This is a genomic window from Mesorhizobium sp. B2-4-12, assembly GCF_006441575.1.
GTDB lineage: Bacteria > Pseudomonadota > Alphaproteobacteria > Rhizobiales > Rhizobiaceae > Mesorhizobium.
On the sequence record NZ_VFVC01000051.1, the window covers coordinates 15,063 to 40,717 of the forward strand.

27 protein-coding genes and 2 pseudogenes are annotated in these 25,655 nt (G+C 63.7%); 10 read left to right on the top strand and 19 right to left on the bottom strand.

Features of this window, described 5'->3' with window-relative positions; genetic code table 11:
* Nucleotides 1-100: 100 nt before the first annotated feature.
* Nucleotides 101-853 carry a sulfite exporter TauE/SafE family protein gene (locus FJ934_RS23890; RefSeq protein WP_140612889.1) on the top strand — a complete coding sequence of 251 codons (753 nt, stop codon included), beginning with the start codon at nt 101-103 and terminating at the stop codon, nt 851-853.
* Between the two features lie 26 nt (nt 854-879).
* Here the strand turns inward: FJ934_RS23890 and FJ934_RS28535 are convergent, their stop codons facing one another.
* The 3 genes and pseudogenes from FJ934_RS28535 to rimM all read right to left on the bottom strand — a co-directional run bounded on the left by FJ934_RS28535 (nt 880) and on the right by rimM (nt 2,336).
* Nucleotides 880-1,071, bottom strand: a complete 192-nt coding sequence (locus FJ934_RS28535; RefSeq protein WP_281407629.1) for a KTSC domain-containing protein — start codon at nt 1,069-1,071, stop codon at nt 880-882.
* Nucleotides 1,066-1,740: pseudogene (trmD, locus tag FJ934_RS23895) on the bottom strand (tRNA (guanosine(37)-N1)-methyltransferase TrmD); the annotation flags it as partial. The pseudogene trmD and the gene FJ934_RS28535, both read right to left, overlap by 6 nt.
* The gene (rimM, locus tag FJ934_RS23900) at nt 1,737-2,336 is read right to left on the bottom strand and encodes a ribosome maturation factor RimM (protein WP_140612891.1); all 600 of its coding nucleotides are present in this window, start codon (nt 2,334-2,336) and stop codon (nt 1,737-1,739) included. The pseudogene trmD and the gene rimM, both read right to left, overlap by 4 nt.
* A 225-nt stretch (nt 2,337-2,561) precedes the next feature.
* Here rimM and FJ934_RS23905 point away from each other — a divergent pair, with 225 nt between their 5' ends.
* Nucleotides 2,562-3,500, top strand: a complete 939-nt coding sequence (locus FJ934_RS23905) for a tyrosine recombinase XerC (protein WP_140612892.1) — start codon at nt 2,562-2,564, stop codon at nt 3,498-3,500.
* Between the two features lie 376 nt (nt 3,501-3,876).
* Nucleotides 3,877-4,944, top strand: a complete 1,068-nt coding sequence (locus FJ934_RS23910) for a TraB/GumN family protein (protein ID WP_140612893.1) — start codon at nt 3,877-3,879, stop codon at nt 4,942-4,944.
* Between the two features lie 69 nt (nt 4,945-5,013).
* Here the strand turns inward: FJ934_RS23910 and FJ934_RS28125 are convergent, their stop codons facing one another.
* From FJ934_RS28125 to mdh, 14 genes are all read right to left on the bottom strand, one after another.
* Nucleotides 5,014-5,178: a hypothetical protein gene (locus FJ934_RS28125; RefSeq protein WP_181165744.1), complete on the bottom strand. Its 165-nt coding sequence runs from the start codon at nt 5,176-5,178 to the stop codon at nt 5,014-5,016.
* A 551-nt stretch (nt 5,179-5,729) separates the two neighbouring features.
* Complete coding sequence (gene lpdA / locus FJ934_RS23920; protein WP_140612894.1) at nt 5,730-7,136, bottom strand: dihydrolipoyl dehydrogenase; 1,407 nt, start codon at nt 7,134-7,136, stop codon at nt 5,730-5,732.
* A gap of 26 nt (nt 7,137-7,162) precedes the next feature.
* Complete coding sequence (locus FJ934_RS23925; protein WP_140612895.1) at nt 7,163-7,912, bottom strand: SDR family oxidoreductase; 750 nt, start codon at nt 7,910-7,912, stop codon at nt 7,163-7,165.
* The gene (locus FJ934_RS23930; protein ID WP_140612896.1) at nt 7,909-8,412 is read right to left on the bottom strand and encodes a hypothetical protein; all 504 of its coding nucleotides are present in this window, start codon (nt 8,410-8,412) and stop codon (nt 7,909-7,911) included. Before FJ934_RS23930 ends, FJ934_RS23925 begins: the two co-directional genes overlap by 4 nt.
* Before the next feature lie 35 nt (nt 8,413-8,447).
* Nucleotides 8,448-9,119 (bottom strand): DUF4241 domain-containing protein, encoded by a 672-nt coding sequence (locus FJ934_RS23935; protein ID WP_246671615.1) that lies wholly within the window; start codon nt 9,117-9,119, stop codon nt 8,448-8,450.
* Nucleotides 9,120-9,213: 94 nt separating this feature from the next.
* Nucleotides 9,214-10,500, bottom strand: coding sequence for a 2-oxoglutarate dehydrogenase complex dihydrolipoyllysine-residue succinyltransferase (odhB, locus tag FJ934_RS23940; RefSeq protein WP_140612898.1), 1,287 nt, complete (start codon nt 10,498-10,500; stop codon nt 9,214-9,216).
* Between the two features lie 25 nt (nt 10,501-10,525).
* The gene (locus tag FJ934_RS23945) at nt 10,526-13,513 is read right to left on the bottom strand and encodes a 2-oxoglutarate dehydrogenase E1 component (RefSeq protein WP_140612899.1); all 2,988 of its coding nucleotides are present in this window, start codon (nt 13,511-13,513) and stop codon (nt 10,526-10,528) included.
* 36 nt (nt 13,514-13,549) lie between these two features.
* Nucleotides 13,550-14,296, bottom strand: a complete 747-nt coding sequence (locus tag FJ934_RS23950; protein WP_140612900.1) for a hypothetical protein — start codon at nt 14,294-14,296, stop codon at nt 13,550-13,552.
* A 41-nt stretch (nt 14,297-14,337) separates the two neighbouring features.
* The gene (gene sucD, locus FJ934_RS23955; protein WP_140612901.1) at nt 14,338-15,240 is read right to left on the bottom strand and encodes a succinate--CoA ligase subunit alpha; all 903 of its coding nucleotides are present in this window, start codon (nt 15,238-15,240) and stop codon (nt 14,338-14,340) included.
* A gap of 13 nt (nt 15,241-15,253) precedes the next feature.
* Nucleotides 15,254-15,673 carry a PIN domain-containing protein gene (locus tag FJ934_RS23960; protein WP_140612902.1) on the bottom strand — a complete coding sequence of 140 codons (420 nt, stop codon included), beginning with the start codon at nt 15,671-15,673 and terminating at the stop codon, nt 15,254-15,256.
* The gene (locus tag FJ934_RS23965; protein WP_140612903.1) at nt 15,663-15,905 is read right to left on the bottom strand and encodes a hypothetical protein; all 243 of its coding nucleotides are present in this window, start codon (nt 15,903-15,905) and stop codon (nt 15,663-15,665) included. Before FJ934_RS23965 ends, FJ934_RS23960 begins: the two co-directional genes overlap by 11 nt.
* A 60-nt stretch (nt 15,906-15,965) precedes the next feature.
* Nucleotides 15,966-16,337 (bottom strand): cupin domain-containing protein, encoded by a 372-nt coding sequence (locus FJ934_RS23970; RefSeq protein ID WP_140612904.1) that lies wholly within the window; start codon nt 16,335-16,337, stop codon nt 15,966-15,968.
* Between the two features lie 4 nt (nt 16,338-16,341).
* Nucleotides 16,342-17,535, bottom strand: coding sequence for an ADP-forming succinate--CoA ligase subunit beta (gene sucC, locus FJ934_RS23975; protein WP_140612905.1), 1,194 nt, complete (start codon nt 17,533-17,535; stop codon nt 16,342-16,344).
* Nucleotides 17,536-17,567: 32 nt separating this feature from the next.
* Nucleotides 17,568-18,536 (bottom strand): malate dehydrogenase, encoded by a 969-nt coding sequence (gene mdh / locus FJ934_RS23980; RefSeq protein WP_140612906.1) that lies wholly within the window; start codon nt 18,534-18,536, stop codon nt 17,568-17,570.
* A gap of 233 nt (nt 18,537-18,769) precedes the next feature.
* On the opposite strand from mdh, the gene FJ934_RS28720 reads away from it, so the two are divergent.
* Nucleotides 18,770-18,892, top strand: coding sequence for a hypothetical protein (locus FJ934_RS28720; RefSeq protein ID WP_281407628.1), 123 nt, complete (start codon nt 18,770-18,772; stop codon nt 18,890-18,892).
* A gap of 137 nt (nt 18,893-19,029) precedes the next feature.
* Here the strand turns inward: FJ934_RS28720 and zapE are convergent, their stop codons facing one another.
* Both zapE and FJ934_RS23995 read right to left on the bottom strand, forming a co-directional pair.
* A complete protein-coding gene (gene zapE / locus FJ934_RS23990; RefSeq protein WP_140612907.1) occupies nt 19,030-20,232 on the bottom strand; it encodes a cell division protein ZapE in 1,203 nt (400 codons plus the stop codon).
* 188 nt (nt 20,233-20,420) lie between these two features.
* A complete protein-coding gene (locus FJ934_RS23995; RefSeq protein WP_140612908.1) occupies nt 20,421-20,960 on the bottom strand; it encodes a protease inhibitor Inh/omp19 family protein in 540 nt (179 codons plus the stop codon).
* Between the two features lie 255 nt (nt 20,961-21,215).
* On the opposite strand from FJ934_RS23995, the gene FJ934_RS24000 reads away from it, so the two are divergent.
* From FJ934_RS24000 to FJ934_RS24025, 6 genes and pseudogenes are all read left to right on the top strand, one after another.
* The gene (locus FJ934_RS24000) at nt 21,216-22,220 is read left to right on the top strand and encodes an MBL fold metallo-hydrolase (RefSeq protein ID WP_140612909.1); all 1,005 of its coding nucleotides are present in this window, start codon (nt 21,216-21,218) and stop codon (nt 22,218-22,220) included.
* Between the two features lie 77 nt (nt 22,221-22,297).
* Nucleotides 22,298-22,864, top strand: a complete 567-nt coding sequence (locus tag FJ934_RS24005; protein WP_140612910.1) for a hypothetical protein — start codon at nt 22,298-22,300, stop codon at nt 22,862-22,864.
* Between the two features lie 75 nt (nt 22,865-22,939).
* Nucleotides 22,940-23,101 (top strand): DUF1328 family protein, encoded by a 162-nt coding sequence (locus FJ934_RS24010; RefSeq protein ID WP_140612911.1) that lies wholly within the window; start codon nt 22,940-22,942, stop codon nt 23,099-23,101.
* A 98-nt stretch (nt 23,102-23,199) separates the two neighbouring features.
* Nucleotides 23,200-24,084 (top strand): diaminopimelate epimerase, encoded by an 885-nt coding sequence (gene dapF, locus FJ934_RS24015; protein WP_140612912.1) that lies wholly within the window; start codon nt 23,200-23,202, stop codon nt 24,082-24,084.
* A complete protein-coding gene (gene mtaB, locus FJ934_RS24020) occupies nt 24,081-25,427 on the top strand; it encodes a tRNA (N(6)-L-threonylcarbamoyladenosine(37)-C(2))-methylthiotransferase MtaB (RefSeq protein ID WP_181165746.1) in 1,347 nt (448 codons plus the stop codon). Before dapF ends, mtaB begins: the two co-directional genes overlap by 4 nt.
* Nucleotides 25,428-25,439: 12 nt before the next feature.
* Nucleotides 25,440-25,655: pseudogene (locus FJ934_RS24025) on the top strand (signal recognition particle-docking protein FtsY); the annotation flags it as partial.

Here is a 25,655-nt window from a genome sequence, read left to right on the forward strand (position 1 = left end):
TTTCGCCGGCATGGCATCATCGTAATCGCGCCGTGCCGGGTTGTATACGTTCGACAAGCTTTCTAAGCCAGAGATAGCACAGTTCTCCGCGGCCGCACCCATGTCTCTCTTCGACGCCATCCTTCTCTTCTTCGCGGGCTTCCTGTCAGGCGCCGCCAATGCGGTCGCCGGCGGCGGCACCTTCATCACCTTCGGCGCCATGACATTGGTCGGCCTGCCGCCGATCGTCGCCAACGCGACCTCCTCGGTCACGCAATTTCCAGGCTACGTCACCTCGACGTTGGCCTATTGGAACGACATCCGGCATTTCTGGCGCGGCGCCCTGCTGCTCAGCCTGATATCGGCGGTCGGCGCGCTGGCCGGTGCGCTGATCCTGCTGGCGCTCGACAATCCGTCGTTTCGCGTCCTTGTGCCCTGGCTGCTTCTGGGCGCAACGGCGCTGTTCGCCGCCGGACCTTGGCTGAAGCCGGCGCCGAAACCCGGCCATGAAGCGTCGGTAGGCTCATTCGCCGGCTCGCTCGCGCAATTCGCCACCGCCACCTATGGCGGTTTCTTCGGCGCCGGCATGGGCGTGATGATGCTGGCGACGCTGGGGCTGACGCAAGCCGGCGACTATCACCGGCTGAACGCGCTGAAGAACATGCTGGCCATCGTCATCGCGGCCGTCGCCATTATCGTCTTCGTCTCGGGCGGCGTCGTCGCCTGGCCGCAGGCGATCGTCATGATCCCGGGCGGTGCGCTTGGCGGCTATGCCGGTGTCTGGATCGCCAAACGCGTACCGCAGAACGTGGTGCGCGGCTTCGTCATCGCCGTCGGCCTGTTTCTCGCCTTTTACTATTTCGGCAAAGCATAACCAGCCGACGGGGTGCTCAGTACGCGCTAGTGCCCGACGCGACGGTACTTGTAGTGGTCGCGGATGAATTCGGTGAAGAACCGACCCTTAGAGAAGGCAGCATTGAATTTCGCGAAGGTCTCTGGCTCGACTCCCTCATAGTCATATTGGGTCCCGCTTGGTGCGAACCGCACCGAAAGAACCTTTGTCGAGGGGTCGTAGTCTACGACCGTCAGCAGGTCCGGCCGCCGTTCACCCGTCAGCTTCTCTGCCTCACCGCGCCGCCAGTGCATGATCTTTTTGTGGTTGCCAGAAACCAGGACATCGGGAATCTCCCGTCCTTCGAATTCCTGCGGGCGCGTGTAGTGCGGGTGTTCGAGCAGGCCGTTCTCGAAACTTTCCTCCTCGCCCGACACCGCGTTGCCCATCACGCCGGGCAGCAGCCGCACAACCGCGTCGAGCAGCACGAGCGCTGCCGGCTCGCCGCCCGACAGGATGAAATCGCCGACCGATATTTCTTCCAATGCCCGCGCGTCGATCAACCGCTGGTCGACGCCTTCGAAGCGGCCGCACAGGATGACGGCGCCCGGACCAGCCGCGAGCTCGCGCACACGCGCCTGCGTCAGCGGCTTGCCGCGCGGGCTCATCAGCAGGCGGGGGCGCACATCGCCCTCCGGCGAGGCATGGTCGATCGCCCTCGCCAGCACATCGGCGCGCATCACCATGCCGGCGCCACCGCCGGCCGGCGTGTCGTCGACGGTGCGGTGCCTGTCGGTGGCGAAGTCGCGAATCTGGATCGCTTCCAGCGACCATGTTCCGGCCTCCAGCGCCCGCCCGGCCAGCGACAGGCCGAGCGCGCCCGGGAACATCTCGGGATAGAGCGTCAGGACCGAAGCGGCAAAACTCACCGGTTGCCCCCGGCATCGCGCGGTCCGCGGGGCCTGCCCTTCGGGTCGAAGCCTTCCTCGCGTGGCGCGTCGCCGTCCTCGTCCTCGACCAGTCCGGCGGCCACCGGGTCGACGCGGACAAAACCCTCGGCGATCGACACCTGCGGCACGGCTGCCTGCGTGAACGGGATGAGCACGCCCTTGCGGCCGGAAAGCGTCACATCGAGGATGTCGCCACCACCGAAATTGTGCACCGCGACCACCTTGCCGATGGCCGCACCCGTATCATCCCGGATTTCCAGTCCGATCAGGTCGGCATGGTAGAATTCGTCCTCCTCGCCATCGTCGGGCAGCATCGAGCGGTCGACGAACAGCTCCGTGCCTGCAAGCGCCTCGGCGGCGTTGCGGTCATTGATGCCCTTGAAGCGCACCACGACGACGGTGTTGGCGGGCCTTATGTCTGTTATCTGGAAGGCACGGCCATCCCTGGCATAGAGCGGCCCATAGTCGGCCAGCGCCATCGGCTCGCCGGTGAAGGTTTTCACCCTGAGTTCGCCCTTGATGCCGTGCGCGGCGCCGATCACGGCCATCTGGACAGGGTTTTGCGGTTTGCTCATGGCGCCTTTACCTTCGTCATCCACGAGCGAAGCAGGCGCGGAGCGGCTGCGCAGACCCGAGGATCCATTCCGTTACGGTGGCCAAAACACGGCAATTCAGAAGAGGCTCACCGGTCTCATTCCAGCCAATCTCCTAGCCCCGCCGGGCCGGCATTTCAATGACGGGCTCTTCACCGCTTCCTAACCAGGCTGGCCGAAAATGACCGCGAAACCGGAACAGGCGCCATGCAGGAATTTCTCATCCCGGCGAAACCCGATCTCCAGGCGGCGCGCGAAAGCTGGCTGAAGATGCTGGCGCGCGAGCGCCGGCTGTCGCCGGAAACCGTCGAGGCCTATGAGCGTGATGTCAGGCAGTTCCTGCATTTCCTCACCGGCCATCTCGGCGGGCCACCCGGCATTTCGGACATCGCCGATCTGCGCCCGGCCGACCTGCGCGGTTTCCTCGCTGCCCGCCGCAACGCCGGCGCCGGCGCCCGCACGCTCGGCCGCGGGCTGGCCGGCATCCGCTCGTTGCTGCGTTTCCTCGAACGGCGTGGCCTCGCCAATGCGGCGGGCGCCGCCGCATTGCGCGCGCCGCGCCAGCCCAAATCCCTGCCAAAACCGCTGACGGCGAGCGACGCCAAACATGTCGTGTCGGTGGAAGGCCAACTGGCGGAGGAGCCCTGGATCGCCGCCCGCAATGCTGCCGTGCTGACGCTGCTCTACGGCTCCGGCCTGCGCATTTCCGAAGCACTCGGCCTCGCCGGCGCCGACCTGGCCTCGGAGGCCGACACTGTGCTGCGCATCACCGGCAAGGGCGGCAAGACGCGGCTGGTGCCGGTGCTGCCGGTGGCGCTCAAGGCCATCGCCGAATACCGCCGGCTCTGCCCTTACCATCCCGATCCGAAGGGGCTGTTGTTTCGCGGCGCGCGCGGCGGCCCGCTCAACCCGGCCATCGTCCAGCGCGACATGGCGAAACTGCGCTCGGCGCTCAACCTGCCCGACACCGCAACGCCGCACGCGCTGCGCCATTCCTTCGCCACGCATCTGCTCGGCCGTGGCGGCGACCTGCGCACCATCCAGGAACTGCTTGGCCACGCCAGCCTGTCGACGACGCAGATCTATACCGGCGTCGACACCGCAAGGCTGCTCGAAATCTACGAATCGGCTCATCCGAGGGCATGAACGCCCGGTGGCCCGCACCGGATCGGGGCATCTTGAAACGTTCGGGATTGGTTGAAACCTTCCCAACTTCGTTATCCCTGGGCGAAGCAGGAGCGAAGCTCCGTCGCGGAGACCCTGGGATCCATGCCGTTACCTTGGCCGAGCGCAGCGGAGCAGAATTCTGCACCGCAGCGGCGCTCGTGTGTCGCGGCATGGATCCTCGGGCCTGCGCCGCGTCGCTACGCTCCTTGCTCCGCCCGTGGATGACGAAGAATGGCCGGTTCCGCCAATCGCTGGGCATGCGCCAATCAACGTCAGCACAGGGCTGATAGCCGGTTAGGACAATTTCGTAACGCCAATTAACCGTTTCGCCGTTTTTTGGTCTTAGGAAAAAAACATGAAACGTGTCATCGCTATCGCCGACCGCGCGGCTTCCGTGTCGCTGAAGCTGCTTGTCGCGCTCAACGCCCTGTTTTTCCTGTCCTTCCTTGCCGTCCTTTTGTTCGCGGTCGGCAGGGCGCATGCGGAAATCCCGACCTGCACCGGCGCCGACATGTTGTCGGCCCTGCAGAAGAGCAGCCCTGCCACCTACAGCAAGATCGAGGCGGACGCCGCCGCCACGCTCAATGGCAAGGGGCTGTTGTGGAAACTGGAGAAATCAGGCGAACAGCCGTCCTATCTGTTCGGCACCATGCACATGACCGACCCGCGCGTCACCACGCTGCCGGAGGACGCACAAAAGGCCTTTGACGCAGCCGGCACCCTCATCATCGAGACCACCGACGTGCTCGACAAGCAGAAGATGATGACGGCGATGCTCAAGGAGCCGGACCTGATGATGTTCACGGACTCCACGACGCTGTCGTCACTGCTATCACCCGACGATGCGGCGGCGATGAATGCGGCACTGGACGCGCGTGGCATCCCGCCGGCAACCGTCGCCAAGATGAAGCCATGGATGCTGTCGGCCATGATGGCGCTTCCGGCTTGCGAACTCGCCCGCCAGTCCGGCGGAGCGCCGGTGCTCGACGTCAAACTGGCGCAGAGCGCCAAGGCGGCCGGCAAGCCGGTGGAAGGATTGGAAACGGCCGAAAGCCAGTTGCGCGCCATGGCCTCGCTGCCGCTCGCCTTTCACATGAAGGGGCTGGTCGACACGCTGAAGCTGGGCGACAAGGTCAATGATATCAACGAGACCATGATCCTGCTCTACCAGCGCGGCGATACCGGCATGTTCTGGCCGCTGTTCCGCGCCGCCATGCCTGAAGAGCAGGACGACCCAGCCGGCTATGCGGCCTTCGAGGAAACAATGATCACCAGCCGCAACAAGGTGATGGTTGATCATGCCGGGCCGATCCTGGCCAAGGGCAATGCCTTCATGGCGGTCGGCGCCCTGCACCTTCCCGGTCCAGAGGGGCTGGTCGAAGATTTCCGCAAAGCCGGTTATACTGTCACCGCCGTCAATTGAGTCGGACGGCAGTGGAGGGGGCCCAAGCGCCGCGTTTCCGGCGTTTTCCTCCCCTAGCGTGAAACCCATTCAACGGTTGCGCGTTGATGGATGTTGATTGATCATTTTCATTTTCTCGGAGGACAGATTTATGGCGAACGCACCCAATCCAAACGACCCGTACAATTCGACCACCAATGCTCCACGGCCGAGCGGCGGCGGCAGCACTTGGCTGATCGCGCTGGTCGTGGTCATCCTGGCGGTTGTAGCGTATTACGTTTTCGGAAGAAGTGGTGAACATCCGGCACCCGCCGAGCCACCGGCCGCCAGCACACCGGCCCCGGCGCCCGCACCGGCGGAACCGATGAAGCCTGCTGAACCGGCCAAGCCAGCCGAACCTGCTCCCGCCCCGGCGCCAGCACCCGCGCCGGCTCCAGCACCCGCTCCTGCGCCAGCCCCGGCTCCGGCACCCGCGCCAGCTCCGGCGCCCGCCCAGTAAGCGGCTCAGTGCCAAATCCGAGACGGCCCGCTGAGAAGCGGGCCGTCTTGTTTTGGAGCATGCGGCAAGCCGGACGGGAACCGCCTCTGCAGGATACTGTCAATGGCAGTGCCGCCCCTCATAGTCCCGCCGAGCATTTCTGCCCGTAAACGGGGAGAAAGAGGCTGGTGCCAGCGCCGGCGCTTCTCTTGCAACGCTGGCAATTGGCGAAACCGCCGGCGGCAGCCAGGGGCAGCGCGACGCTGGCAAACTCTTGCGAGCGCCGCGGAGCAGGGCAGGCGAAGCGTGGCCCGGCGAACCGTTACCTCTAGATGTGGATCGGCTTGAAGAACGTCGCCAGCGCCGCTTCCTTCACCGCTTCCGACGTCGTCGGATGCGCGTGGCAGGTGCGGGCGAGGTCCTCCGACGATCCGCCGAACTCCATCAGCACCGCCGCCTCGTGGATCATTTCGCCGGCGCCGAAGCCGACGATATGCACGCCGAGCACGCGGTCGCTGGCCTTATCGGCAAGGATCTTCACAAAACCGTCCGTGTGCAGCATGGCGCGCGCCCGGCCATTGGCGCTGAACGGAAACTTGCCCACCTTGTAGTCGATGCCGGCCTTCTTCAGCTCTTCCTCGGTCTTGCCGACCGAGGCGATTTCCGGGCTGGTGTAGACGACGCTCGGGATGACGTCGTAGTTCACATGGCCGGCCTGGCCCGCGATGGTTTCGGCCACCGCCACGCCCTCGTCCTCGGCCTTGTGCGCCAACATCGGTCCGGCGATGACGTCGCCGATGGCATAGATGCCGGGCATATTGGTCCTGAGATGACCGTCGGTCTTGACCCGGCCGCGCTCGTCGACCTCCACTCCAGCCTCCTTGAGGCCGAGACTGTCGGCATAGGCACGGCGGCCGGTGGCGATCAGCACGACATCGGCCTCGATCGTTTCAGCCGCCCCACCCTTTACCGGCTCGAAGGTGACGCTGGCGCCCTTCTTGGCCTTGGCGACGCCGGTGACCTTGGCGCCGAGCTTGAACTCGAACCCCTGCTTGGAGAGCATCCGCTGGAACTGCTTGGAGACCTCGCCATCCATGCCGCCGAGGATCGTGTCGAGAAACTCGACCACCGTGACCTTGGCGCCAAGCCGCGCCCAGACCGAGCCGAGCTCGAGCCCGATGACGCCGCCGCCGACCACGACGAGATGGCCGGGAACCTTTTCCAGCGATAGCGCGCCGGTCGACGACACGATCACCTTCTCGTCGAAATCGACCTTGACGCCGGGAATGCCGGCGACATCGGAGCCGGTGGCGATAACGATGTTCTTGGTCTCGATCTCCTCGACCTTGCCGTCCTCGCCGGTCACCGACACCTTGCCGGCCGCGACCACCTTGCCGGTGCCTCGAAAGGAGTCGATCTTGTTCTTCTTGAACAGGAAGGCGACGCCGTTGACGTTCGACGCCACCGTCGTGTCCTTGTGCGTCATCATCTTCTTCAGATTGAGCTTCGGTGCCGGTATCTCGACGCCCAGCGTATCGAAGGAATGGCCGGCCTCGGCGAACATCTCGGAGGCATGGAGCAGCGCCTTGGACGGGATGCAGCCGATGTTGAGGCAGGTGCCGCCGAAGGTCGCGTTCTTCTCGACCACGGCGACCTTAAGCCCGAGCTGTGCCGCCTTGATAGCGCAGACATAGCCGCCCGGTCCCGATCCGATGATAACGACGTCATAAGCCATAATGGTGTCCTTCTCTCGGTTGGGGCTCAGCGGCCGCCGCTGACATTCAGGATCGCGCCCGTCGTATAGGACGCGGCGTCGGATAGAAGATAGAGGACCGCGCTTGCGACTTCATCGGCCGTGCCCGCCCGCTTCATCGGCAGCATGTCCTGCATCCGCGCCACGCGATCGGGCTGACCGCCGGAGGCATGGATTTCGGTGTCGGTGATGCCGGGGCTGACCGCATTGACTCGGATGCCCTCCAGCGCCACCTCGCGCGCCAGGCCGACTGTCATGGTGTCGATCGCGCCCTTGGAGGCAGCGTAGTCGACATATTCGCCGGGCGAACCGAGCCTGGCGGCGGCGGACGAGATGTTGACGATCGCCCCGCCCTTGCCGCCGTGGCGTGTCGACATGCGCTTCACCGCCTCGCGGGCGCAGAGAAACGAACCGACGACATTGATGCGCATCATGCGCTCGAGCCGCGCCACATCCATCTCGTCGACGCGCGCCTTGACGTCGACGATGCCGGCATTGTTGACGAACGCGTCGAGCCGGCCATAGCCGCGATCCACCGCTTCGAACATGGCCATGATATCGGATTCATTGCCGACATCGCCCTTTACCGCGAAGGCCTCGCCACCGGCGGCCTCGATTTCGGCGACCAGCGCCTCGGCGGCAGCCTTGTTCGAGGCGTAGTTCACCGCGACGCGATAGCCGGCCTTCGACCCCAGCCGGCAGATCGCCGCTCCAATGCCGCGGCTGCCGCCGGTGACCAGCAGAACCTTCCCGCTCATTCCTGGCATCCCTTCAGGACAAATACATCGGACGGTATTTTCGAAAAGCCGCTGCCGCCAAAGGCGCTGGACTGGTGCAACACCGGACCGAGATCGGGCAGGATCAGCGTTTTTGGCGCCTCGACGCCTTCGACCGGCAAAAGTCCGATATTGCCCTTGTCGTCAGACGTGTAGATGACGCCATTCCACAGCGTGCAGGCGGTAAGCTCGGCGCCGGTGGTGTCGCCTTCCGGGCATTTGTACATCAGCGCGCCGTTCGGCCGCGCTACGCCCTCATTCCACATGACGATGCCGTTCAGCACGACATTGTTGTCGAGGATCAGCCGGAACGTGTTGGTCACGGTTGGCGAGGTGCCGGTCGGCATGAAATCGATCTCGCTGCCGCTCGATTCGCCACCGCTCTGGGCGTCGCCATAGACGGCGAGTTCGATCGGACAGGCGGCGAAGGCTGTCGAGCCGATGAACAGGATCACCGGCGCCCCGGCTGCGCATTTGATCATGACGGATGCCAAGGCGTCGCGCAGCATTAGGCGGCCTACTGGCTTTCGCGGCCGTCGGCGTTTTCCAGCACGCCGAAATCCGTCATCAAAAGCAACGGCTCGCCGGCCGCATTCAATCCCCAGAAAGACGGATAGATCCCATCACCCCAACCACTCCAGAACATCGCAACATTGAGCGGGTTACCAGCAACCGGATAGTGCATGACGAACCGGTCCTGGTTGGGCGCGAACTCGGTCGCCAGCACGTCGTCATAGTAATTCTGGTCGGCCTCAAGTTTGTCTCGCCGATCCGACATCAACGCCATCGCCATCTTGTCCATGAACGAACCAAGGCCGGCATCGACGGGATAGCCAAATACCTCGTCGCCCTTCAAAGTCGATGCGTCCTGGCCGGGCAAGGTTGCCAGTTCCCAGCGAATTGGCTTGCCGGGCCGGAAACGCAGGACTGCCGCAGCAACACGGCCTTGTGCCTCAAGCAGCGAGACCGGGTAGCGCCCCGGTTTGATCTTACGGCTCAATGCTGGCCAGTCGATTCCGGTAGTCAGCGGATCGCAGGCAATGATTTCGCCTGTCGGCAAATCCAGCTCCCCGATCGCAGTGACGGTTATCTCTCGCTCCGCCATTTGCGCTTCGCTCAGGTCGAAGAGGCCGAGATTGCTGCTCGCTTGCGCCGGATTCCATTCGGCCGGCGCGGTCGGCATGGTCATGGAAGTCCAGGGCTCACGCCGCAACATCCGCAGCGCACGGCCTAGCCTGAACCCTAACTCCTCTACCCAGCTGCCCATTGCGGATCAGCTCCGATCACAGATCGAGCACCAGCCGTTCCGGATCCTCCAGGCTTTCCTTGACCCGCACCAGGAAGGTCACCGCTTCCTTGCCGTCGACGATACGGTGATCATAGCTGAGCGCCAGGTACATCATCGGCCGGATCACGATCTGGCCGCCGACCACGACCGGCCGGTCCTGGATCTTGTGCATGCCGAGGATGCCGGATTGCGGCGCATTGAGGATCGGCGTCGACATCAGCGACCCGTAAACGCCACCGTTGGAGATCGTGAACGTACCGCCCTGCATATCCGCGACCGACAGCTTGCCGTCGCGCGCGGCGATACCCAGCCGGCCGATCTCCTTCTCGATCTCGGCGATGGACATCTGGTCGGCATCGCGCACGACCGGAACCACGAGGCCCTTTTCGGTGCCGACGGCGACGCCGACATGCGCAAAATTCTTGTAGATGATGTCGGTGCCGTCGATCTCGGCGTTGACCGCCGGGATTTCCTTCAGCGCGTGGGTGACGGCCTTGGTGAAGAAGCCCATGAAGCCGAGTTTCACACCGTGCTTCTTCTCGAACACGTCCTTGTACTTGGTCCTGAGCGCCATCACCGCGCTCATGTCGACCTCGTTGAAGGTGGTGAGCATGGCGGCGGTCGACTGCGCTTCCTTGAGCCGGCGCGCGATGGTCTGGCGCAGCTTGGTCATGCGCACGCGCTCCTCGCGTGACGCGTCGTCACCCGAGGATGGGGCGCGGGCAGCGGCCGGAGCCACCGGAGCAGGCACCGCCTTCGGCGTCTCGGCCGGCTGCGATGGCGCACCCTTGGAGATGGCGTCGAGAACATCGCCCTTCAGCACCTGGCCGCGCTTGCCCGAGCCGGAAAGCTGGTCGACCGACAGATTGTTCTCGGCGATCAATTTCGCAGCCGCCGGCGCCGGCGGCATGGTGCGAGGCTCGACCGGGCCGGCATCGCCGGCGATCTTGGCGGTCTCGGCGGCGGCCTGCTTGGTGGTCTGCGCCGCGTCGGGGCTCGACGCCTGCGCCACCGCCTGCGGCTTGGCCGCCGGCGCGGCCGCGCCTCCAACCGAAATCGAGCCCAGCAATGCGCCGACGCCGACCGTCTCGCCTTCCTTGACGGTGATTTCGCCCAGCGTGCCGGCGGCAGCGGCCGGAACCTCGACCGTCACCTTGTCGGTTTCGAGTTCGACCAGCGGCTCGTCGACGGCAATGGCATCGCCGACCTTCTTGAACCATTTGCCGATGGTCGCCTCGGTGACGGATTCGCCGAGAGTGGGGACGCGGATTTCGGTAGCCATTGTGCCTGTCCGTTGTTCCTGAGTTCTATTCGCCAAGCGCGTCTTCGAGCAAGGCGGCGAGCTGGGCAAGGTGCTTCGACATCAATCCGGTCGCCGGCGACGCGGCCGCCGGGCGGCCGGTGTAGCGCACCCGCTGGTGCTTGGCGTCGATATGCGCCAGCACCCATTCCAGATACGGGTCGATGAACGACCAGGCGCCCATGTTCTTGGGCTCCTCCTGGCACCACACCATCTCGGCATTGCGGAAGCGCGACAATTCGGTGATCAGCGCCTTGGCCGGGAACGGATAGAGCTGTTCGACGCGCAGCAGGTAGATGTCGTTGATGCCGCGCTTCTCGCGCTCCTCGTAGAGGTCGTAATAGACCTTGCCCGAACACAGCACGACGCGGCGGATCTTGCTGTCCTTGACCAGCTTGATCGCCTGGTTGGGCAACAGCTGGGCGTCATCCCACAACAGCCGGTGGAACGAGCTTTCGCCCGACATTTCCGGCAGCGTCGACACTGCCCGCTTGTGGCGCAGCAGCGACTTCGGCGTCATCAGGATCAGCGGCTTGCGGAAGTCGCGCTTCAGCTGCCGGCGCAATATGTGGAAGTAGTTAGCCGGCGTCGTACAATTCGCCACCTGCATGTTGTCTTCGGCGCAAAGCTGCAGGAAGCGCTCCAGCCTGGCCGAGGAATGTTCCGGGCCCTGGCCTTCATACCCATGCGGCAGCAGGCAGACGAGGCCCGACATTCTGAGCCACTTGCGCTCGCCCGACGAGATGAACTGGTCGAACACCACCTGGGCGCCATTGGCGAAGTCGCCGAACTGCGCTTCCCACAGGGTCAGCGCCTTCGGCTCGGCCAGGCTATAGCCATATTCGAAGCCCAGCACCGCCTCTTCCGACAGCATCGAATTGATGACTTCATAGCCGGCTTGCGCCGCCGACAGATTGTTCAGCGGGATATAGCGGGTCTCGTCGCGCTGGTCGTAGAGCACGGAATGGCGCTGCGAGAAGGTGCCGCGTTCAGAATCCTGCCCCGACAGGCGGATCGGATTGCCGTCCAGCAGGATGGCGCCGAAAGCCAGCGCCTCGGCCGTCGACCAGTCGATGCCTTCGCCGGACTCGATCGCCTCGCGGCGATTCTCGAGGAAGCGGATGATCGTCTTGTGCGCCTCGAAACCCTTCGGCACCTCGGTCAGCTTCTTGCCGATTTCCTTCAGCGTCTTGACCGGCACGGCGGTCTTGCCGCGCCTTTGCTCATCCTGGTTGTCGGCCGTGCGCAGGCCCGACCAGGCGCCGTCCAGCCAGTCGGCCTTGTTGGGCTTGTAGTGCTGGCCGACTTCCCATTCGGATTCCAGATGCGCGCGCCAGTCGGCTTTCATCTTGTCGAATTCGGCCTGGGTGATGTGGCCTTCGGCGATCAGGCGGTCGGCGTAGATCTGCACCGTCGTCTTGTGGGTGCGGATGTTGCGGTACATGATCGGCTGCGTGAAGGCCGGTTCGTCACCCTCATTATGGCCGAAGCGGCGGTAGCAGAACATGTCCACGACCACCGGCTTATGGAACTTCATGCGGAATTCGATCGCCACCTTGGTGGCATGGACCACGGCTTCCGGGTCGTCGCCATTGACGTGGAAGATCGGCGCCTCGATCATCTTGGCCACGTCTGACGGATAGGGCGACGAGCGCGAGAAGCGCGGATTGGTGGTGAAGCCGATCTGGTTGTTGATGATGAAATGCAGCGTGCCTGCGACGCGGTGACCGCGCAGGCCGGACAGGCCGAGGATTTCGGCGATCACGCCCTGGCCTGCGAAGGCGGCGTCGCCATGCAGCAGGAGCGGCAGCACCTTGGCCCGTTCCTCCAGCGGCACGATCTCCTCGCGGCCACGGGCGAACAAATAGTCCTGCTTGGCGCGCGCCTTGCCCATCACCACCGGGTCGACGATTTCCAGGTGCGACGGGTTGGCGGTCAGTGACAGATGCACCTTGTTGCCGTCGAACTCGCGGTCCGAGGAGGCGCCGAGATGGTACTTGACGTCGCCCGAGCCCTCGACCTCGTCGGGGGCGGCCGAACCGCCCTTGAACTCGTGGAAGATGGCGCGGTGCGGCTTTGCCATAACCTGGGAGAGCACGTTGAGGCGGCCACGATGGGCCATGCCGAGCACGATTTCCTTCAAGCCGAGCTGGCCACCGCGCTTGACGATCTGCTCCAGCGCCGGGATCAGCGATTCACCGCCGTCGAGGCCGAAGCGCTTGGTGCCCTTGTACTTGACGTCGATGAATTGTTCAAAGCCTTCCGCCTCGACCAGCTTCGACAGGATCGCCTTCTTGCCGGCGGCGGTGAACGAGATTTCCTTGTCGGCGCCCTCGATGCGCGCCTGGATCCAGGCCTTCTCCTCGGGATCGGAGATGTGCATGAACTCGACGCCCAGCGTCGAGCAATAGGTGCGAGTCAGGATTTCCAGCATCTGCCGGATGGTGCCGAATTCGAGCCCGAGCACATTGTCGAGGAAGATCGGCCGATCGTAATCGGCTGCGGTGAAGCCGTAATTCTCCGGCGACAGCTCGTTATAATCCTCGAGCGGCTTGGCGATGCCGAGCGGGTCGAGATTGGCGTGCAGATGGCCGCGCATGCGGAAGGCGCGGATCATCATGATGGCGCGCACCGAATCGCGCGTTGCCTGGTGCACGTCGGCGTCGGACAGCACGACGCCATTGGTGACCGCCTTGTCCTTGACCTTCTTTTCCAGGTGCTTTTCGACGATGCCCCAATTGCCATCGAGCGCCGACACCAGTTCGCCATTGGCCTGCAGCGGCCAGGAAGGCTTTGCCCAGGACGCGCCCTTGGCGTTCTTGCGCACGTCGCCGGCATCGTCCTTCAGCCCGGCGAAGAACTCCTGCCATTCGGGATTGACCGAGGCGGGATCGTCCTCATACGCCGCGTAGAGCGCGTCGATATAGTCGGCGTTGCCGCCATAGAGGAAAGAGGTGAGCGAAAATTGGTCGTTGGTTTGATCTTGTCGTGCCATTTTGCCTAGCGGAGCTCTGCTCCGTTCTCCCTATCCCTAATGCGCCAAAACACGGCTAAACCGCCACATGCCAAAAGGGTTTGTATGTAGATTGTGTTCCGCGTCGGGCTGCTGCGTTTCCACACTCAAACGATATCGCGGCGCTCCTGCTTCCAGCCCAAACGTCTGACCAGCCAAAAGCTCGGGGCTTTCGTAAAGTTGATACATGTTGAAGCCGCGAAGCAACTTCACGGCAGACTGAAACTCGTCACCTGAAACGATAGCGTCCCAAAGCCCCAGATTACGCAGGCCGCAGCTGTAGGTCGTGGTACCGTCCGTGACGGAATCCAGAACCATCAACTCATATATCTCAACAAAACCACCGCTTGTCCGTTCAAGCCATTGATCCGCTGAGAACGCCTTGCCAGCCGTTTCGATTTTCACACCAAGACCGCCGGCCTTGACCAGATGAGCTGCCGCCTTCGCGATGGAAATCGATGTTTCCTTCGTTTGAGGGGCGGTGGAAAGCAGGTAGACGACGCTCTTATGCGAGTCGATCTTTTCGATGACATCCTTACCGAGCCCATTGGCGAGCCCTGCGCTTGCGAAGGCTCTCGTCATGTCCTCGTCGCGATCGCAGAAATCAAACTCGAACGCAGCTTTGCTCGGGCCATGCATCATGACCATCCCGGCGGCGGCATAATCCTCTGAATGCATCGACGCCTTCGCAACAGCACGCACGAAGGCCGACTTGCCTTCCCACGGGCCAGGTATGCAAACGATGATGCGCTTCTCGTCTTCCATGTCCTGCTCACCGGCACTCGAAAGCTCAACTGCCCACGGTCTTAACCCTTGATGGCTTCCACCAGCGTCGTGCCGAGCCGTGCCGGCGACGGCGAAACTTTTATGCCGGCCGATTCCATCGCCGCGATCTTGTCTTCCGCGCCGCCCTTGCCGCCGGAGATGACCGCGCCCGCATGGCCCATGGTGCGGCCGGCCGGCGCCGTGCGCCCGGCGATGAAGCCGGCCATCGGCTTGCCGCGGCCACGCTTGGCTTCGTCCTTGAGGAACTGTGCGGCGTCTTCCTCGGCCGAACCGCCGATCTCGCCGATCATGATGATCGACTTGGTCTCGTCGTCGGCAAGGAACATCTCGAGCACGTCGATGAACTCGGTGCCCTTGACAGGGTCGCCGCCGATGCCGACGGCGGTGGTCTGGCCGAGGCCGACATTGGTGGTCTGGAACACAGCTTCATAGGTAAGCGTTCCCGAGCGCGAAACAACGCCGACCGAACCCTTGCGGAAGATGTTTCCGGGCATGATGCCGATCTTGCATTCGTCGGGGGTGAGCACGCCCGGGCAGTTCGGGCCGATCAGCCGTGAGGCCGAGCGGTCGAGCCGCGCCTTGACCTTGATCATGTCCATCACCGGAATGCCTTCGGTGATGCAGACGATGAGCGGGATCTCGGCCTCGATGGCTTCGATGATGGCTTCGGCAGCACCCGCCGGCGGCACATAAACGACGGACGCATTGGCGCCGGTCCTTTCCTTGCCTTCGGCAACCGTGGCGAAGATCGGCAGGCTTTCGCCCTTCGAGCCGGTCCAGGTCTCGCCACCTTTCTTGGGATGGATGCCGCCGACCATTTTGGTGCCGTGATAGGCCAGCGCCTGTTCGGTGTGGAACGTGCCGGTCTTGCCGGTCAGGCCCTGCACGAGAACCTTGGTGTTCTTGTCGACGAGAATGGACATTTTTGCGACCTGATCAGTGAGTACGGAAGGGGTTGACGGCGACCACGGAACCGTAAGTCTGCCCGTGATTGAGATCTTCGGTGTAAAGTACCTTGACGCCGAGGCGTTCGGCCGCGGCGATGATTGCGCCGTCCCAATAGGAAATCTGGTACCGTTGCGAATTCTCGATGCCTCGCATCACAACGGCGCTGTCCAGATCCTGGCAGGGCTTCATCGAAATCGCAGCGACCCACTCGGCCGCCTTCGCTGGCGCGAGGACGACCTCCGCTCGTTTGGTCACATTCACGTAGAACTCCTGCAGCACCTGCGCGGAGGTCGAATAGTCTTCCTTGGCGATCAATTCCACGGCGCGTTCATACTTCGCACGCTCGGATTTGTGTCCGATGGCGGCATAGACGAGAACGTTTGTGTCCAGGAAGCAGTCAGCGGTCATAGAGATCTTCCCGGTTCCACTTTTTGCTGCCCATATCTCCCGCCGCATCTCCAGCCGCCTCGCGAGCGAGCCGCAGAAGGGCTTGCCGTGCCTCGTCCGTGGCGCGCCGCTTCGCCGCCACTGTCGCGAAAAACTCCCGCACCATGCCGTTGACGGTCGTTCGCTGTTCGGCGGCCGTCAGCTTGACCTGCTCCAGAATCTCGTCCTCGACTGCCAGGGTGATATTCTTCATTTCGTTTCTCCCGCGAATGCCACACAGTATATGTGTAACTGTGTGGCCATCGCAAGTTCCTCACAGCCGCTTCAGGTCGGTGACGGTGAGATCGCTCTTGGCATTCCCGGTGTTGAGCGTCGTCGTCGGCTCGAACATCAGCACCACAGGCTCCACGGTCAGCGAACGCGGCCGGTGCTCCACGCCGCGCGGCACGACGATGAAATCGCCCTCGCCAAGCTCGACCGGACCATCGCGAAAATCGATAGCGATCCGGCCGCGCAGCACGAGAAAGGCCTCGTCCTCATTCTCATGGGCATGCCAGTCGAACATCTCGCCGAACTTGGCGACCTTCGCCTGGCTGTCATTGACGTCGCCGGCAATGTGCGGATCGAAGACCTTGCTGATCTTCCGGTCCGCCGCCTCGACCAGGTTTATCTTGCGCGGAGGCATCCGCTCAGCCCTTCACCGCCTTGACGATCTTCTTGGCCGCGTCGTCGAGATCATCGGCGGAGACGACGTTGAGGCCGCTGTCGTTGATGATCTTCTTGCCGAGCTCGGCATTGGTGCCTTCCAGGCGCACCACCAGCGGCACCTTAAGCCCGACTTCCTTGACCGCGGCGATCACGCCCTCGGCGATGATGTCGCACTTCATGATGCCGCCGAAGATGTTGATCAGGATGCCCTCGACGGCCGGATCCTTGGTGATGATCTTGAACGCCGCCGTCACCTTCTCCTTCGACGCGCCGCCGCCGACATCGAGGAAATTAGCCGGCTCAGCGCCGTAGAGCTTGATGATGTCCATCGTCGCCATGGCAAGGCCGGCGCCGTTGACCATGCAGCCGATATTGCCGTCGAGCGCGACATAGGCGAGGTCGTATTTCGACGCCTCGATCTCCTTCTCGTCCTCTTCGGTGGTGTCGCGCAGCTCCATCAGGTCGGGATGGCGGAACAGCGCGTTGTTGTCGAACGACACCTTGGCGTCGAGCACGCGCAGCCGGCCGTTCTTCATGACGATCAGCGGATTGACCTCGAGCAGGCTCATGTCCTTCTCGACGAATGCCTTGTAGAGGATCGGGAACAGTGTGCCGCCATCGCTGGCCGCGTCGCCGTCGAGCTTCAAAGCGCCGTTCAGCTTCTCGATGTCGTCCGCCGTCACGCCCTTTTCGGGATCGATGGCGACGGTAATGATCTTCTCCGGCGTGTCATGCGCGACCGCCTCGATGTCCATGCCGCCCTCGGTCGAGACGACGAAGGCGATCCGACCGACCGAGCGGTCGACCAGAATGGACAGATAGAGCTCGCGCTCGATGTCCGCGCCGTCCTCGATATAGAGCCGGTTGACCTGCTTGCCGGCCGGGCCGGTCTGCTTGGTCACCAGCGTGTGGCCGAGCATCTCATTGGCGTTAGCGACCACTTCGGCCACCGACTTCGCCAGCCGCACGCCGCCCTTGGCATCGGGCCCGAGCTCCTTGAACTTGCCCTTGCCGCGGCCGCCGGCATGGATCTGGCTCTTTACCACATAGAGCGGGCCGGGCAGCGCCTGTGCCGCGGCTTCCGCCTCGCTCGCCTTGAACACCGGCACGCCTTCGGCCACCGGCGCGCCAAAGCTCTTCAGCAGCGCCTTGCCCTGATATTCATGGATGTTCATGGGGAACTGTCTCCAGATCGTTTTGGCGGGGTTTACTTCGAGGCGAGTTGCGGCGCGATCTTGACGCAGGCCTCGGTCAGGCCCTGCACCGCGGCCACCGAGCTATCGAACATCTTCTGCTCGGCCTTCGACAGGTCGATTTCGATGATGCGCTCGACACCGCCGGCGCCGATCACCACGGGAACGCCGACATAGGTGCCCTTGACGCCATACTGGCCAGAGAGGTGCGCCGCGCATGGCAGCACGCGCTTCTTGTCCTTGAGATAGGCTTCCGCCATCGAAATCGCCGAAGCCGCCGGCGCATAATAGGCCGAGCCGGTCTTGAGCAGGCCGACGATCTCGGCGCCGCCGTCGCGGGTGCGCTGCACGATCTGGTCGAGCTTCTCCTTCGAGGTCCAGCCCATCTTGACGAGGTCGGGCAGCGGAATACCTGCAACCGTCGAATAGCGGATCATCGGCACCATGGAATCGCCATGGCCACCCAGCACGAAGGCGGTGACATCCTCGACCGAGACCTTGAATTCCTCCGCCAGGAAATATCGGAAGCGCGACGAGTCGAGCACGCCGGCCATGCCCACCACATGGGTCTTGGGCAGGCCGGAAAACTTCTGCAGCGCCCACACCATGGCATCGAGCGGGTTGGTGATGCAGATGACGAAGGCCTTCGGCGCGTATTTCTTCAGGCCGGCGCCGACCTGTTCCATGACCTTCAGGTTGATGCCGAGCAGATCGTCGCGGCTCATGCCCGGCTTGCGCGGCACGCCGGCGGTGACGATGCAGACATCGGCACCCTCGATGCCGGCATAGTCGTTGACGCCGGTCAGCCGGGAGTCAAAACCATCGACCGGCGACGACTGCGCGATATCGAGCCCCTTGCCCTGCGGAATGCCCTCGGCGATATCGAACAGCACCACATCGCCGAGATCCTTGAGGCCGATCATATGGGCGAGCGTGCCGCCGATCATGCCCGAGCCAATAAGCGCTATCTTGTTGCGTGCCATGTGAGGATGATGTCCCTTTGTCTGTGACTGCGCCCAAATCTTTGACGACTTGATGACGGCGTCGAGGAAGAGGCCGGAAGGATGCGAGAACCCGCGAGATTTCGCCGCACCCATAGCCTCGGCGCAAGATAAATTCAAACGATTATTTTGGAGCGAGCATTTTCAATCGGTTAGACCAGTTGGGACTTACGTAAACGTCAAACTTTATAAGCCGACTTGGGAGAAGTTACACAATGACGATCGAGATCAGAAGGCTCTTTCCCGGCGATGACGCCCTTGTGATGTCGGTGGCCGATGTGTTCGGCGAGCCGGTGCGGCCCGTGCTAGCTATCTCGCGCAATCGGGCCATTTCATGATCATGGCCTGGGCGAGGGCATTGTCGTCGGCCAAATGCGCGGCGGTCATCCATCGCCATCCGGACAAGCCGACCAAACTTCTACGAGGTCGGCGCCCTCGCCAACCTTCCGGAACGCGACAGACCGGCTTTTGATATCTACGCCTGCGCCCGCCCCGCTTCCGCTGGTATCGTCCGCGCCTTCCGCCGCTCCGCCCAATCCTCCAGCCAGTCGCGGCTTTGCATTTCGATAAGCCGTGACGCCGTGCGTTCGAACTCGAACACCTCGACACCGCGCTTGGCCACATAAAGCTCTTGCGGCGGCGCCTCGGCGCTCACCACCAGCCGGACATGGTGGTCGTAGAGCGTGTCGATCAAGAGGATGAAGCGCTTGGCTTCGTTGCGCTTGCCTTCGCCCAGCACCGGCACGTGATCGATGAAGACGGTCGAGAAGCGCCCGGCAATGGCCAGGAAATCGCGCGCGCCGAGCGGTTTTTCGCAGAGGTCGGCGAAGGAAAACCGCGCCGCGTCGCCGGCGGCGGCCGGCACCACCACTTGCCGTCCCTTCAGCGTAAGCGATGTCGCCGCTGTCGGCGCGCCGCGCGTCATCGTCCGCCAGGCCTCGTCGAGCGCCCGGTCGGCCGCGGCATTGGCCGGCGTGACATAGACCGGCGTGCGGGCAAGCTTTTCCAGTCGATAGTCCTTGTCGCTGTCGAGCGACAGCACCTGCGCGTGCCGTTCCAGAATGCCGATGAAGGGCAGGAAGAGCTGGCGGTTGAGCCCGTCGTTGTAGAGGTCTTCCGGCGCCACGTTCGAGGTGGCGACCAGCACTACGCCATTGGTGAACAGCGCCGAGAACAGCCTGGACAGGATCATCGCGTCGGCGATGTCGGTGACCGAGAACTCGTCGAAGCACAACACCCAGGCCTGCTCGGCGAGCGCCTTGGCCACGGGCGGGATCGGATCGTCTTCCCTGACGTCGCCGTTCTTGCGCGCCTGCCGGTGCTTCTGGATGCGGTCCTGCACCTCGGCCATGAAGTCGTTGAAATGGACGCGGCGCTTGCGCCTGACCGGCACCAGCTCGAAGAACATGTCCATCAGCATGGTCTTGCCGCGGCCGACACCGCCATGGATGTAGAGGCCCTTGACGGCCGCATGCGTCTCGCGCTTGCGGGCAAACAGCCAGCCCAGCGCACTGGATTTTTGCGCCAGCCGCTTGGCCGAGATCTCGTCGATCAATCGGTCGAGCGCGGCGACGATTCTCTCTTGCGCCGCATCGCGCCCGATCACGCCGGTTTCCACCAGATGGTCGTAGCGCTGCCTGACGGTCACATGGGTCTGGAGGCCGTCACGCAGATGCATCGGTCACGTCGTTTGTTCAGAGCAGGATGCTCCGGGGAGGACTAGGTGTGTTGAGATTCAGGTCAGGCCGAGCCGAGAATGTCGGCTTTCGAGAACCGGAGCGGAGCGTACTTTTGGGTACGTGGGCACCGGAAGCGCAGAAAGCCGCCGCTCGCAGGCCGGCATCACCTGAATATCGGCACATCTAGCTACCTTGTAAGCGAAATCGGCTGCCCGTTGGAAGTCTGGCCGTCGAATTTCGAGCCGCCGGAGGAATAGAGCCGCGCCAGCGAGCCGCCATTCTCGTCATAAAGCGTCAGCTGCTTGCCGGTGACGTTCCACGACTTGATGCCGTCGATCGGCGCCGGACAGTGCAGCGGCCCGGCGCGGAAGCCGGCGCCGAACTTGGTCTGCGGCGTCGCAATCTTGCAGCTCTGGCCGGAAACGCTGGCATTCCACACGCCCGCGACGCTTGCCGCGCTGAGGTCCGCGGCACCGGCCGGCGCGGAGCCGTCCGGCGGCAGCGAAGCCACCTGCGTGTTCTGCGGCGCGGTCGGGAACTGCGACGGGTCGGTGGTGCCGGGCGAAGCCGGTGGCGGCAATTGGTTGGAGGTCACCTGGCCGGAAGGCGCCGGCTGCAGCGGCGCCGGCTGCTGTTCGTCCATCGACGAGAATCGCGAGGTCGTGCAGCCGCTTGCAAAAAGCGCAGCCAGGGATACGGCCACCAGGCCGCTTTTCGAAAAATTCATTACCAACCTCCGTCGGATCCGGCTGGGGGGAACGCCGTCCGCGCAATCTCACCTCCACCAAAATGGAGAAGGTGGCGAAATTTCAACCCGATATGGTTAAAATAGGGTTTGCAGCAGGATTTGTTGCAGATTTATCACATAATGCGTGTCGCCAAAAATGCGCGGCCGCCCTGACCGATGGCATTCGGCCGACAAACGCTTGCGCCAAGCCAGGCAGGACCTATGTCAGGGAGCGAATCCTGCCGGAGCAAAGATTTGATCGCGAGAAAGAGAGCCGCCAATCGCTACTACAGCGGCCCGGCCAGCGACCATTTCGACGGCACTTTCTTCTTCAATCCCGATGGCAAGCCGCCTGGCCGCTTTGCCGATCTCCTGAGATGGAAGCTGAATGGCCGGCGCTCGAAATGGCCGGCGGCGCAGCCGAGCCCGTTTCAGCGGGCAAGGCCGGCTGCACGGGTCGAAGGCTCCGATCTGAAGGTCACCATGGTCGGCCATTCCACATTGCTGATCCAAACGGTTGGCCTGAACATCCTCACCGATCCGGTCTGGTCGCAGCGCTCGTCGCCGTTTTCCTTCGCCGGTCCCAAACGCGTCAGTCCGCCGGGCATCGCTTTCGCCGACCTGCCGCCGATCGACCTCGTGCTGGTCAGCCACAACCATTACGACCATCTCGACCTCGCCACGCTGAAGCGGCTGAAGGAAAAGCACGACCCGCTGGTGGTGACGCCGCTCGGCAACGACACCATCATCAACGCCGCCGTGCCCGGCATGCGGCTGACGGCGCATGACTGGGGCGACAGGATCGCCGTTGAAGGTGGCACCGCCATTCACGTCGAACCCGCGCATCACTGGTCGGCGCGCGGCGCCCGCGACCGGCGTATGGCGCTGTGGGCCGGCTTCGTTATCGAGACACCGGGCGGAAAGATCTATTTCGCCGGCGACACCGGCTTCCATGAAGGCATTAACTACCGGCTGATCGCCGGGAAGCATGGCGGCTTCCGCTTCGCCATCCTGCCGATCGGCGCCTATGAGCCGCGCTGGTTCATGGCGCCGCAGCACCAGAACCCGGAGGAGGCGGTGGAAGGCATGCTTTTGTGCAACGCCGCCTTGGCCGCGGGTTGCCACTGGGGCACCTTTCAGCTCACCGACGAGCAGTTCGACGAGCCGGTCCGCAAGCTGGCCGAAGCACTGGACGATCAAGGCATCTCGCGGGAGCGCTTTCGCGCCTTGCGGCCCGGCGAGGTCTGGGATGTGCCTTGAGGCGCATCGGCAATTGCCATTTACGCCGTGGCTGTTTTACCCCACCATGCCGGCTCAAAGGAATGGAGACGCGTCTTGTGAAAACAGTCCTGGCAGCCCTGCTCGCCACCGCCATCTGCACGCCGGCGGCTTTCGCGGGCGAAATCAGCGACCGGGCCGCCGAGGCCGAGAAGTTGCTCCAGTCGGGGGATGGCCCCGGCGCGATGGAAAAATTCAACAGCGCCGAGGAAGCCTTCTGGAAGGCGATGCCGCTTGGCGTGCTGAACGTCAAGCAGGTGGACAGCGCCACCGGCTTCGGCATCTACAGCGAGCGCACCAATCACATCTACAAGCCCGGCGAGAAGATCGTGCTCTACATGGAGCCCGTCGGCTATGGTTATGGCTCGGACGGGCTCGGCAACAGCTCCATTGCGCTTTCGGTCGACATCACCGTCGTCTCCGCCGCGGGACAAACGCTGGGCACGATGGAAAAGGTTGGCCGTGTGCAAGTCGCATCGCGCTCGCACAACCGCGAGTTGTTCTTCAAGCTGGACCTCTCGCTTGATGGCCTGCCGCCCGGCAAATATCGCTGCGACTTCCTCATGCATGACGAGAATTCGACCAACACGGCGCCGTTCAGCACCGACATCGAGATCGCCGGCTAATTTCGTAGCCTGGAACCCAAATGCCATGAGGACGTTTTCAAACGGTTTCAAAAATCCGACGTCTGAGGCATCCCCATGATCAAATGGATCATCATTCTTCTCATCATCGCCGCCGCGGCGAGCCTGCTCGGCATGCCGGCGCTCGCTGGAGCCGCGGCCACCGGCGCGCGCGTCCTCATCGGCATCGTTCTGATCATCTTCCTGCTGATGGTGCTTGGCATCTTCGCGGTGACGTAGGGCCGGCGCCTTCAGCGCGGCTGAACACGCCGGCAGACTGGTAATTCCCGCCCGTTTCCGCCATATAGCGCCAAACGGATATGGAATGACCGCAAGAAATGGCAGGCATCGCCCCCTTCGCCAAGATGAACGGCATCGGCAACGAGATCATCGTCGCCGATATGCGCGGCCGTGCCGACCGGGTGACGGCGGCGGCGGCGATCGCGCTCAACGCCGATCCCGCGACCCGCTTCGACCAGATCATGGCGATCCATGACGCGAAGACGCCGGGCACTGCCTACTATGTCGACATCCTGAATTCCGACGGCTCGGGCGCCCAGGCCTGCGGCAATGGCATGCGTTGCGTCGTTCAGGCGCTTGCCGCCGAGACCGGCCGGAAGACGTTCACCTTTGAGACCCGCGCCGGCATTCTCAATGCAGAAGAGCATGCCGACGGCTTGATCTCGGTCGATATGGGCATGCCGCGTTTCGGCTGGCAGGAGATTCCGCTGGCCGAAGAATTCCGCGACACCCGCATGATCGAATTGCAGATCGGGCCGATCGACGCGCCTGTGCTGCATTCGCCCTCCGCCGTCTCGATGGGCAACCCGCACGCCATCTTCTGGGTCGACCGCGACGTCTGGTCCTATGAGCTCGAGCGCTTCGGCCCGCTGCTCGAAAACCACCCGATCTTCCCCGAGCGCGCCAACATCACCATCGCGCAGGTGACGTCGCCCGAAACCATGGTCATCCGCACCTGGGAGCGCGGCGCCGGCCTGACCAAGGCCTGCGGCTCGGCGGCTTGCGCTGCCGTGGTGGCGGCGGCCCGCACCAGGCGGACCGGGCGCAGCGTCAGCCTGCTGACCCCCGGCGGCGGCACGCTGCATGTCGAATGGCGCGACGACGACCACGTCATCCTGACCGGTGCGGCCGAATGGGAGTTTTCCGGCAGCTTCGATCCGTCCACGGGCACCTGGGCCCGCGACACCGAAAGCGCGGCCTGATGTCGGCTCTGTCCAAGAGCCCGGTCTTCGAGGGCCCCCTCTCCGAGGCTCCCCCTTCCGATGGCATTGACGTGGTGACCTTCGGCTGCCGGCTGAACACCTACGAATCCGAGGTGATGCGCCGCGAGGCCGAAAGCGCCGGCCTCGGCGCGCTGGCCGGCGGCGCCGTGATCTTCAATACCTGCGCCGTCACCGGCGAGGCGGTCCGCCAGGCCAAGCAGGCGATCCGCAAGGCCCGCCGCGACAACCCTCGCGCGCGCATCATCGTCACAGGCTGCGCCGCGCAGACCACGCCGCAGGATTTCACGGCCATGGACGAGGTCGATCTCGTTCTCGGCAATGAGGAGAAGCTGAAGGCGAACTCCTACCGTGCGCTGCCGGATTTCGGCGTCAACGACACCGAGAAGGCCCGCGTCAACGACATCTTTTCGGTGCGCGAGACCGCCGGCCATATGGTCGACGCCATCGAGGGCCGGGCACGCGCCTTCGTCCAGGTGCAAAATGGCTGCGACCACCGCTGCACCTTCTGCATCATCCCTTACGGCCGCGGCAATTCGCGCTCAGTGCCGATGGGCGCCGTTGTCGAGCAGGTCAAGCGGCTTGCCGGCAACGGCTATGCCGAGGTCGTTTTGACCGGCGTCGACATGACGTCCTTTGGCGCCGACCTGCCGGGCGCGCCGAAGCTCGGCAAACTGGTGAAAACCATCCTGAAGCAGGTGCCCGACGTGAAGCGCCTGCGGCTGTCCTCGATCGATTCGATCGAGGCCGACGACGAATTGCTCGACGCCATCGCCACCGAACCACGGCTGATGCCGCATCTGCATCTGTCGCTGCAGTCGGGTGACGACATGATCCTGAAACGCATGAAGCGTCGCCACAGCAGAGACCAGGCGATCCGCTTCTGCGAGGATGTGCGCAGGCTGCGCAAGGACATCGTCTTCGGCGCCGACATCATCGCCGGTTTCCCGACCGAGACCGACGACATGTTCGAGAACTCGATGAAGATCGTCGCGGAGTGCGGCCTGACCCATCTCCACGTCTTCCCGTTCAGCCCGCGCGAAGGCACGCCCGCCGCGCGCATGCCGCAGGTGCGCCGCGAAGTGGTCAAGCAGCGCGCCGCAAGGCTGCGCGCCGCCGGCGAGGCGGCTTATCGGCGCCATCTGGCCTCGCTTGCCGGAACGCGCCAGTCGATCCTGATCGAACGCGATGGCCTTGGCCGCACCGAAGGGTTCACGCTTGCCGCGCTGGGCATGGGCGCGCCGGGCGAAATCGTCGAGGCCGACATATCGGGCCATGATGGTATCCGGCTGATCGCGACACCCCTTGCGGCCCGCGCCGCCTGAGAAACGCAAAGCATGGCTGGTTTTTTCAAGAAGATATTTTCGTTCGGCAAGAAAGAGGTTGTCGAGGAGCGGATCGACGAGACCGCCCCGCTGCCGCCGATCAAATGGGAAGCACTGGACGCGCTAAAGCCGGCGGCCGAGCAGGCCATGCCGGAATTTTTGAAGCGCGAAGAACCGGAAGCAGCGCCCCACCCTCCCCTCGATGGGGGAGGTCCCGAGCGCAGCTCG